Annotated in this window: 8 protein-coding genes; all 8 read right to left on the bottom strand. The window is 71.5% G+C overall.

Annotated features, from left to right (window positions below):
• On the bottom strand, nucleotides 1-264 hold a 264-nt coding region (locus ACTHNQ_RS00890; protein ID WP_440330563.1), incomplete at its 3' end, for a WXG100 family type VII secretion target.
• Between the two features lie 103 nt (nucleotides 265-367).
• The gene (locus tag ACTHNQ_RS00885) at nucleotides 368-1,249 is read right to left on the bottom strand and encodes a hypothetical protein (RefSeq protein ID WP_440330562.1); all 882 of its coding nucleotides are present in this window, start codon (nucleotides 1,247-1,249) and stop codon (nucleotides 368-370) included.
• On the bottom strand, nucleotides 1,236-1,820 hold the full coding sequence (locus ACTHNQ_RS00880; RefSeq protein ID WP_440330561.1) for a hypothetical protein: 585 nt from the start codon (nucleotides 1,818-1,820) through the stop codon (nucleotides 1,236-1,238). Before ACTHNQ_RS00880 ends, ACTHNQ_RS00885 begins: the two co-directional genes overlap by 14 nt.
• Nucleotides 1,817-2,443, bottom strand: a complete 627-nt coding sequence (locus ACTHNQ_RS00875) for a hypothetical protein (protein WP_440330560.1) — start codon at nucleotides 2,441-2,443, stop codon at nucleotides 1,817-1,819. The genes ACTHNQ_RS00880 and ACTHNQ_RS00875 overlap by 4 nt, the downstream gene beginning before the upstream one ends.
• Nucleotides 2,444-2,448: 5 nt before the next feature.
• Nucleotides 2,449-3,783: a hypothetical protein gene (locus ACTHNQ_RS00870; RefSeq protein ID WP_440330559.1), complete on the bottom strand. Its 1,335-nt coding sequence runs from the start codon at nucleotides 3,781-3,783 to the stop codon at nucleotides 2,449-2,451.
• 14 nt (nucleotides 3,784-3,797) lie between these two features.
• Nucleotides 3,798-4,142, bottom strand: a complete 345-nt coding sequence (locus tag ACTHNQ_RS00865; RefSeq protein WP_185842886.1) for a flagellar protein FlgN — start codon at nucleotides 4,140-4,142, stop codon at nucleotides 3,798-3,800.
• A gap of 125 nt (nucleotides 4,143-4,267) precedes the next feature.
• Nucleotides 4,268-8,743: an FtsK/SpoIIIE domain-containing protein gene (locus ACTHNQ_RS00860; protein WP_440330558.1), complete on the bottom strand. Its 4,476-nt coding sequence runs from the start codon at nucleotides 8,741-8,743 to the stop codon at nucleotides 4,268-4,270.
• Nucleotides 8,740-10,137, bottom strand: a complete 1,398-nt coding sequence (locus ACTHNQ_RS00855; protein ID WP_440330557.1) for an RDD family protein — start codon at nucleotides 10,135-10,137, stop codon at nucleotides 8,740-8,742. The genes ACTHNQ_RS00860 and ACTHNQ_RS00855 overlap by 4 nt, the downstream gene beginning before the upstream one ends.
• Nucleotides 10,138-10,139: the final 2 nt, after the last annotated feature.

The raw sequence follows: 10,139 nt of genomic DNA, 5'->3' as shown, positions 1-10,139 counted from the left end.
GGTGTCCTTGATCGCCTGCATCATCTTGCGCAGCGACTCACCCATGTCGGAGATGCCCTCGATGGCCTTCTCCAGACCCGTGGTCAGCTCGTTGTACCCCTCACCGAACTTGCCCGACGCGTGCTGCGTCTTGAAGTCGTCGCCCAGCAGCCGGTCCACATCGCTCTTCAGGCGGCGCAGCACGTCGCCGATCTCTTCACGACCCGAGTCGAGCTTGCCCGCCATCGACTCCATCTCGCCATAAGAAGCCTTGAAATCAGCCATGATCCGTCCCTTTGTCAAAATCCACGGACCCGATCGAGCCCACATGCAGGCTAGCCAACCGCCCCCCACCAACCACATGGGGACCATTCCCCATGTGATGCAGTCAGGCCGAGTAAGCCCGCAGCAGCGTTGCGGCGTCGTCGGCGTCGAGCTCGTCGCGCTTCATGAGAGTGAGGATGCCGTCGGCGTACGCCGCGCGTCGGATCATCGCCGCGTCGGCGTCCTCGCCTGCGAGCGCGTCGGCGAGCGCCGCCGCCGTGCCGTCGACGGGAGCCGGGGCCGCCGCTGGAGTGCGGCGGGCGCCGCGCAGGAGGACGGCCGCGATGCCGTAGAGCACGGCAGCCACCACCATCAGCACGATGCCGGCGATGACGGACGGCTGCATCAGGAACGGGTCATCGGCCACCCGAAGGCACGCGACGACGACGCCCACGAGCACCCAGATCGCCAGGATGATCGGCACCGCCGCCCCGACGAGCGGCCGCGACACGCGACGCACGTACACCAGCCCGACGATGGACATCACCAGCGAGACGATGCCGGACAGCAGGGCGATCTGATCGAGGTCGGAGACGAAGCCGCCACCCGCACGGGCCGGCAGGATCGCGGCCGGCGCGAGCAGCGCCACGATCAGCAGGATCACGAACCAGGCGACGTGCCCGCGGCTGCCCATGGTCTCCGCGCCGTGGGAGGCCGGGCGCGGAGCCGACGCGGCTGCCGCCATCGTCTGCCGCGTCGCCGCCTGCACGTCGTTGCGGTAGCGCGCGTAGGCGGCCGTGACCCGCGTCCGCGCGTCGCCGTCCGCGGCCGCCGACTGCAGCTCCCACGCGATCGCGGGGATGGTGAGCCGCCCGGCGTCGAGTTCGGCGGCGCGCCTGCGCACCCGCGATCGGCGGTCACCTCCCCTCGTGCCGATACCGGCGTACGCCGCCGCGACATCGGGCGTCGCCGCCACGAGCTCGTTCCACTCCTCAGTCGCGCCCACCGACGACTCCTCCTCCTATGAACTGCAGATCGCCCACGAGGGCGTCGAAATCCGGCAGCGCGACGCCGATGGCGGCGAGATCCGCGTCGATCAGCTCGACGAGCGTCGTGCCCTCGTCGCGCATCCGCACGGCGCGGACCACGCCCATGGCGGCACGCTGATCCTGGTCGCCTTCAGCAACGATGTACGCGCTGCGCCAGGCTCCCGCCACGCCGTCGATCGCCTCGATGACGGGGGCGGTCACGCGCGCGTCATCGGTGCGCAGCAGTTCCAGGACCCGCTCCTGCGGAACGACCTCGTCCACGTCGATAACGTGGACGATCGCCTCGAACCCGCCCTGCACGGGGAAGTACCAGAAGCGCCGCGTTGCCGGCCAGTCCGATTCGGCCAGCAGGCGCGCCCGCTCCGCGAGCCCCTCGCGCTCTTCCGGACGGAGCGCGGCCTCTTCGGCGATGTCGTGGGCCCACGCCGCGGCATCGGGCCACCCGGCGAAGGGGAAGAACAGCGGAACCTCGATCCACAGCTCGGGGTCGTAATCGGGGCCTTCGTCGGGCGCCTCTTCGACCCTCACCGGGCCGACCATGTGAAAGTGCCCATGATGGCATCCAACAGGACGAGCACGTCCTCGGCAAAGTCGCTCTCGGCCTCACCGGGGGCGTACAGCAGCGACCCGCTCACCACGGCGGGCGTCCGGCGCGAGCCGCGCGGGGCCTCGAAGAGATAGCTCACGGTGCGTGATCCCGCGTCCTCGCCTCCCTCGCCGGGCAGGCCGCTGCGCCGTTGCTCCCAGCGCCACACCTCGAGGCCGTCCTCATCGCGTCCGCGCGCGAAGACCACAGACTTCGCCTCGACGCGCTGCGCGAACTCCTCCAACCGGTCGGGCGACCGCACGGGAGCCGGCGCGACCGTGATCGACGCAGGGATCACGATGTCGTCGACGGGCGCCACGGGAAGATAGCAGGCGACGGCCTTCTGGCGTCGCAGCTCGGTGAAACCGGCGCGCACGAACTGGCGCACCGCCATCGTCTCGGCGGGCGTGCTGCGTTCGCGCAGGACGGCCATCATGTTGTCCGTCAGCCGGCGCTCCGCTTCGGCGTCGACACCGAAGCGCGCCCAGCCCGGCGGCAGCACGACCGAGAACTCGAGTTCGGACTCCTGGTTCGCCGCCAGTTCGGCACGGAGATCATCCACCACGGCATTCAGTATTTCTCACGCGCATCGCCGTAACCCGGGATGAGCGAGAACACCGGGTCGAGTCCGGCCGTGAAACCGCCCACGTTGAAGGCCGACTGGACCCCGCTCGGCATGACGGTCGTCGCCCGCGACGAGCGCAGCCAGGCCGACATGCCGCGCACCTGCCCCGACGCGCCCGAGGTGAGGTCTGCCACGAACTGGGGGAAGTCGCCGTAGCTGCGGTGTCCGCCGCGGATGGAGTTCCACACCCACCTGGCGTTGACGGTGCGGCCTCCGAGGATCTCGGCCGTGCGCTGCTGCGCCCACTGCTGTGCGCCGCGGCGGCCGCCCGGGCCGGTGAAGGTGCGGTTCAGCGACTCCCAGAGCGTGCGCCGGCCGTGGCTCATCGCGTTGATCGCGGTACCGGGCCGCAGGCGGCCGGCGAGGTTGCTGAACATGCGCACGGGGGTCCCACCTGCCCGCAGGGCACCCGCGATCGGCTTGACGAACGGGATGAGCCCGACGATGTCGAACGCGATGTCGCTCCACGACGCTCGCCCCTTCGTCATCAGGTAGATGTGCCCGACGAGGCTGATGACGGTCAGGATGGCGACCGCCGCGAGCAGGACGGCAGCGAGCGGCGCCGCGACGAAGATGGCGATGATCGCCAGCGCCATCGCGGCCCACCCGACCGCCTCGATGAAGACGTCGATGGCGTCGTCCCACCAGCTGTCGTTGTTGTCGGCCTGGGCGATCGCGGATTCGATGCCCGTCACCGCCGCCTCGTACGCGTCGGACCAGTGGCCGAAGGCGCGCTCGAACTGCGGCCACAGCTCGTCGAGACGGCCCTGCGCCGCCGACACCGCCCCCTGCGCGTCCGACACCTCGCTGGCCGCGGCCTGGCGCTGCGCCTCGGTGGGCTCGTCCTCCCAGATCCAGACGCGGTCCAGGTCGCGCTGCGCGTCCTGCGCGTCGGCGAGCGTCGCCTGGCCGGCGCGGCGGTCGTCCTCGGCATCCTGAATCTTGGGGACCAGCGGCGTGATCAGCCGCTGCGCCTCGGCGAGCGCCGTCGCGTATGTGCGCAGCGTGCTGCCCGTCTTGGAGTACCGCTCTCCCGCCTTGCTGAGATCGGCGTGGACGTCGCCGGCCTCTTCGCGCACCTTGTCGACGGCATCCGAGATCTGCGTCCTGCCCTCGCTGATGCGTGCCAGGGACTTCGCCGCGGACGTCATCGTGGCGCCGAGCGTCTCGAGACGCTGACCCCCCGTCTGGATCGTGCCCGCCTCGCCGTCGAGCAGTTGCAGGCGGTAGTGGTGCGCGGGCGAGTACAGGGGCGCGTCGTACGCATACGGGTACGTCATGGTGTCTCTTCCGTTCAGACCGGGGTGTTGTCGCGGCCGGAGTTCGCGAGCTGGTCGCGCTGCGCGTCGGACATCTGGGTCGCCAGGTCGGTGTCGAGCTTGAGGAATCCGTCGATGATCCCCTGCAGGTGGTCGCGCACGCCGGTGAGCGACTCCTTCAGCTTGTCGCGGTTGTCGTTCCAGTCGCCCTCGAAGTCATCGACGCGGTCGCGGAGCGACCCGCGGCCGTCCGGGCGCCCGATCGCGCCCTCGATCTCGTCCGTGTTGTCCGCGGCGTGCTCGAACTCGGAGATCGCCGCAGACAGCCCCGCTGTGACCTCTTCGAGATCCTCCATGTTCAACCAGACCCGGTCGGCCATCGCTGTTCTCCTCCTCGTGCGGGTCGTCGCCGTGGTCCGCGAAAGTCCGGACCGGCGAGATCCTCAGCCAGGCTAGCCAACGGCCGCCGAGCGGCACATGGGGACCATTCCCCATGTGGAGAACATCACCCGACCAGCGGGAGCTGCACCGTGACGAACCGCCCGTTCTCGACGAAGAGCCCGCGCCCGGCCGGGAACTCGTGCCGCTGCACCTTCGGGAACGGCACCTTGAAGAGCGACTCGCCGTCGTAGCTCTCGGGGCGCAGCGCAATGCCATGCCTCCCCGCCTTCAGCTCGCCGATCAGCCCGTACCCGCCCGAGAGCTGCGTCACGTCGCCGTCCGCGATGAGGAAGTGGTCGCTGCGGTTGACCGCCTGGAACAGCTCCTTCAGCGGTCGCTCGGCGTCGGTGTCGCCGAACTCGGTGATGTTCTCGACCACGATCACGATGCGGCTCGACACGGTCTCGTCGGCGACGATGTCCTTCAGCTCCTTGGCGAGCGTCCGGGCATCCTCGATGCCGATCGCCGAGCGGCGCCAGGGGGCCTCGTCGCGCAGCACGGCGCGGCGACCGCCGAAGTGGAACAGCTCCACCTTCGGGTCGAACCGCTGCAGAGCCCGCACGATGCCGCGCACCGCCGTCGTCTTGCCCGACTGCGGCGGACCGGCCACCACGAACGTGCCGACCGGCTCGAAGCCCTTGGGACCCAACGTGTCGTCGCCGATGCCGAGCACGGGCAGCGCGTCGATGCTCGCGGGCAGGGCGGCGGCATCCAGCTCCGTCGGAAGCGAGCCGATGTTGCGTGCCTCGACGGCGCCGGCGGCCCGGAGCGCGGCGGCGAACTGCGCGGCGGCGGCGTTCTGCTCCGCCACGTTCGTGGTGCCGCCGATGACCGCGATCTGGGTCTCGAGGCCGTCGACGATCGCGCGCCCGGGCACGCTGCGCTCGTTGAGGACGTCCTTCGGCACGCCGAGGATCGAGTACGCGCCCTCGTCCGACATCCGCAGCACGACGCGCTTCGTCACGTTCGCGCTCACCGCGGTCGGCACCGCGCCGTAGCGGTCCGCGGTGGCGACGACGTGGACGCCGAGCGGGCGTCCCTCGCCGAGGATGCGCATGAAGATGGCGTAGTAGGCCGCACGCGCAGACGTCGTCTCCCAGTCCTGCTTGAAGACGCCGAAGCCGTCGAGGAGCAGGATGATGCGCGGTTCGCTGGTGTCGCCGGTGATCGTGCGGTACTCCGTGAGCGACGCGGCCCCGGCCTCGGAGAACCGCTTGCCGCGGTCGTCGAGCATCTGCCGGAGCGTGCGCAGCAGGCGCTGCACGCGTTCGACGTCGTCGCCCGAGACCACCGAGCCCACCTGCGGCATCGTCTCGAGTGAGCGCAGCGCGCCCGTGCCGAAGTCGATGCCGTAGACCGCGACGCGACCCGACTGCGGACGCGCGCCCGCAGCGATGCCGATGGAGCGCAGCGTCGCCGACTTGCCGGCGCCGCTCGTGCCGTAGACGAGCATGTGGCCGTCGGTGTCGGGGCTGAAGAACACGGCCTCCTGCAGCTGACGCTGCGGGATGTCGGCGAGGCCCAGCGGGATGCTGTCGTCGCCCGCCATCGGCAGATCGCGCAGGTCGATCGTCGCGGCCAGGTCGTCGAGCCACGGGCGACGGGGCGCCGGGATGCCGGCATCCGCCGCCGCAGCGACCAGATTCGCGACCAGCCGCTTCTGGTCGTTCGGGCCGAGGTCCTCGTCGTGGGTCTCGGACTCGCCCTCGCCGTCGCTCTCCCACAGCGTGACCGAGCCGAAGCGCAGCTCGGCGACGCGCACCTGGGCGCGGTCGGGCTCGTCGGTGGTCCAGCCGCCGGCGTACCCGGACTGGAACGGCACGAGACGGCCCGGACCGGTCTTGGCGATGCCGCGACCGGGCAGCGACGGGTCGAAGGTCGACGCGACGGCATCCCCGACGACGTCGTTCGAGTCGGCGGCGTCGGCCATGCGCAGCGCCACGCGCAGGTTGGTGTTGGCGCGGAGGTTGTCTTTGATGACTCCGGCGGGCCGCTGGGTGGCCATGATGAGGTGGATGCCGAGAGACCGGCCGCGCTGGGCGATGTCGACGACGCCGTCCACGAACTCGGGCACCTCGGTGGCGAGCGCGGCGAACTCGTCGATCACGAGGATGAGCGCCGGCGGCGTGTCGGGATCCTGCCGCTTCTCCAGCTCCAGCAGGTCCTTCGCCTTCTTGCGGTTGAAGAGGTGCTCGCGGTGGTGCAGCTCGGCGCGCAGACTCGTGAGCGCACGGCGCACCAGATGGGGCGACAGGTCGGTGACGAGGCCCACCGTGTGGGGCAGGTCGACGCAGTCGGCGAACGCCGAGCCGCCCTTGTAGTCCACGAACAGGAACGTCACGCGGTCGGGACTGTACTCGGCTGCCATGCCCAGCACCCACGCCTGCAGGAACTCGGACTTGCCCGAACCCGTCGTGCCGCCCACGAGCGCGTGCGGACCCTGCGTGCGCAGGTCGAGCGACATCGCGTCGGGGCTCCCCTGGCCGATGTAGGCCTTGAGCGTGCCGGCCCGCTTGAGCCGCGGGCGAGGACCGCGCGTGCGGTCGACGATCGAGTTGTTCTGCCGCCACCGCTCGATCGCGGCCTGCGGCTCGGCCGCCATGTCGGTGCCGATCAGTCGCAGCATCGAGACGCTGGCGGGCAGGTCGGACGAGTCCGCGGCGACCGAGCTGGAGTCGACGACGGGAGCGAGGCGCTTGGCGAAGATCTCGGCGTACCCGCGCGAGACGCCCTCGATCTGCACGGCGCGGGCGCGTTCACCGGCGCGGACCCAGCCGACCATCGCATCGTCGAGACCGTTCGAGACGTCGATGAACGTGCGGCACGCGGCCGGCAGCGACTCGACGGTCGGGGCGACGAAGATCGTGTAGACGCCGGCATCCGGTCCGCGTTCGATCACCTGCGTGAGGCGCGGACGGTCGATGGGCGCATCGTGCGTGGCGAAGAGCACGAGCGACACGTCGCTCACGTCGGAGGCGTCGCGCCCCTCCCCCACGCTCTTGCCGAGCGCCATGGACTTCTCGCTCTCGGGCACCGGACCGCGGCGCGTGGCCGAGCCCGACAGCCGCTCCAGGATCGCCTCTTCGAGGCCGTTGAGCAGCGCCGTGCCCGCCGACTGGCTGTCGGCGAGTGCCATCTCGGCGAACGGCGAACGCGGGCTGGTGGTGTGCGGCAGCCACTTCATCCACTCCATGTCGCCCGTCCACGCGGGGTCGATGATCGCGGCGGTGACGACCTCGTTCGGCGCGTGCAGGCCGAACAGCTGCACGCCGAGCCCCCGCACGACGTCCGCCGCGAGCTCGCGCGGACCTGCGATGCCGATGGCGCCGGCCGAGGGCAGCAGCTCGATCGCGGGCACGTCGTCGATCTGCGCGAAGCGTTCGCGGAGGCCCCGCACCTGCTGCGCGTACTGCGCGATGCCGCGCTGCTCGTTGGGCTCCTGCACGGTGTTGCGACTGTCGGCGGTACCGACCCCCAGGCGCAGCCCGAGGAAGTTCCAGTGCTCGGGGCGGCGGGTCCACAGCAGGGGGCCGAGCGACATCGCGTTCTCGTAGATCGTCGCCGTGGCGGGCGCCTCGGCCCGACGGCGCTCGCGTTCGAGCCGCTCCTCCTCTTCGAGCGACGCCTCGAGCTCGTCGATCTGCGTCTCGAACGTGTCGATCTCCAGTTCGAGCTTCTTGCCCTGCTGGGTGCGCTGCCCGATGAAGTTGCCCAGCATCATGAGCGGCGCCATCACGACGATGAGCAGCGACGTGGCGCGCCCGGTGAACGCGAACATGCCGAGGCCCAGCAGCACCGGCGCCATGATCATCGGCCACGGGAAGATGCGCGGGTCGGCTTCGTTCGGGATGATCGGATGCCGGAACTCGCGGCCCGCGTAGCGGTCCTCGACACGCGGCGACCGGTTGAACATCAGCGCCCCGCCGCGCTCGAGCACGAGCGAGTCGTCGGTCTGCACGCGCGGAGCGAGCGCGAACGACACCTCGGTGGAGCCGATCGTGATGCGCTGACCGGGCAGCACGCGCACCCGCTGCACGAGACCGCCGTCGACGATGAGCCCGTTGGCCGAATTGAGGTCGATGAGGTCGATGCCCTGGTCCACGTCGACGCGGGCGTGGCGCTTCGACACCTGCGGGTCGTCCAGCAGCACCTGTGCGGGCGCGACACGGCCGATGACGCTCGACCCCGCGGGGAGCGGGATCGTCCGGCCGGCGTCCGGCCCGTTGTGGATGCGCATGACGGCTGCGGTCGCCGCGGCATCCGTCCCCGTGGCCAGTGCGGGCACGACGGAGGCGTCGAAGCCCGAGCCGATGGGGGCATCGCCGATGGGCATGGCGGGGTTCAGGTGGACGGGCTGGCCGGCGGGCGGGGCCACCAGCAGAGTCGGCACCTCGCTCGCGTTGACGCTGCCCGGCGCTGCGAGCGCGTCGCCCTCGGCCAGCGCACGCGCGACGTCCTGCACGGTCGCCGTCGCGTCGGCGGTGACCAGCACGTCGACGGAGGATCCCACGCCTCGACGCAGGCTCAGCTTCAGCTTCACGAGTCGGCACCTCTCGCCACGAGTTCGAACGACCTTCCGCCCACCTGCACGGACCACCCGACCGGGACGCGCGCCGCCTGGTCGGCAGGCACGTCGACGACATCACCGCCGGGCGACACCAGCTGCGTGCCGTTGCGGGAGCCGCGGTCGGCGACCCACAGGCCCTCGGCGTCCTGTCCGAACGCCGCGTGGGTCTTCGACATGAGCCGCTGCGGGTCTTCGAGCCGCACGAGCGCCTCGACCTGCTCGCCGGCAGCGGGCTCGGGGTCGCGGCCGATGAGACCGCGCGCCGGCACCCGCAGGATCGACCCGTCGTCGAACCGGATCATCGCCTGGGCGCGGCGAGAGCCGACGGGCCCGGTGGCGGGAGCGGCTGGGGCTGCGGCAGGGGCCGCGGCCGCGGCCTGCGGAGCGGCCGGTGCGGCGGCCGATCGCGGCGAGTCGCCAGAAACCGGGGTCCGGGTGTCCGATCTTGGCGAGTCGCCAGAAACCGCGACGGGCCCGGCTGCCGCTGGTCTCGGCGAGTCGCCGGAGACCGCGGCTGATGCGGCCGGTCTTGGCGAGTCGCCAGAGACAGCGGGCGCTGCCGCCGCGGCGGTCACACCGGGGGCGCCGGTCACGAGGCCCGTCGCGGCGTGGGCGGCGGCGGCGACTCCCGGCACCTGGGCGATGACGCTCGCGTCGATGCCGTCGGCGACGGCCTCCCACTGGGCGCCGGTGCTGCCGGGGCCGACGACTCCGGCGCGCGAGCGGGCGCCGGGGATGCGCAGCGCGGTGGCCGCATCGGCGTCGCTCGCCATCGACGGCAGGTCCTCGCTCTGCTCGGGACGGCCCGCCGCGGCGCGGCGCGCGTGGCGCAGCGCCTTGGCGTCGAACGGGTCGAGGCCGGCGCGAGCGTCGATCACCCAGCATCCGCCGACACGGTCCAGGATGCTGCGCCCCCGCTGCTGCGGATCCCACAGGCCCGACGCGAACATCACCGCCGGACCGACGACCGGCACGACACTGCTCGCCCACAGCACGAGCGCACGCAGCACGACGCGCCAGAAGCCCGCCGGGCCGAGATCGGCGGCGGAGATCGACCGCAGCCGCATCGAGGCCTTGCCTGCCGTGACACCGCGGCGCCCGTGCAGCACCAGCTGGAGCAGGCCGAACAGCAGCGGCAGGACCGCACCGACGACGATGAGCAGCACACCCACGAACGACCTGTCGCCGAGTGTGAGCATGACGGCGCCGACGACGGCGGGGGATGCGAGCAGCAGCCAGATCGCCGCGTCGATGGCGAAGGCGAGCGAGCGGATTCCCTGCCCCGCCGACACGATGCCGAGCGCGGCGGCCTCGTCGAGGCCGGAGGTGTGGGGAGTCGGGGGCGGGACGGATGCGGGGAGGGTCATCG

The organism is Microbacterium sp. (genome assembly GCF_051953575.1).
Classification (GTDB): Bacteria; Actinomycetota; Actinomycetes; order Actinomycetales; family Microbacteriaceae; genus Microbacterium.
This window is presented reverse-complemented; position numbering and strand designations above follow the sequence as displayed.

Excerpts from the sequence above, each read along its gene's own strand:
- ACTHNQ_RS00870 (WP_440330559.1), bottom strand. The coding sequence starts at position 3,783 with ATGACGTACCCGTATGCGTACGACGCGCCCCTGTACTCGCCCGCGCAC.
- ACTHNQ_RS00865 (WP_185842886.1), bottom strand. The coding sequence starts at position 4,142 with ATGGCCGACCGGGTCTGGTTGAACATGGAGGATCTCGAAGAGGTCACA.
- ACTHNQ_RS00855 (WP_440330557.1), bottom strand. The coding sequence starts at position 10,137 with ATGACCCTCCCCGCATCCGTCCCGCCCCCGACTCCCCACACCTCCGGC.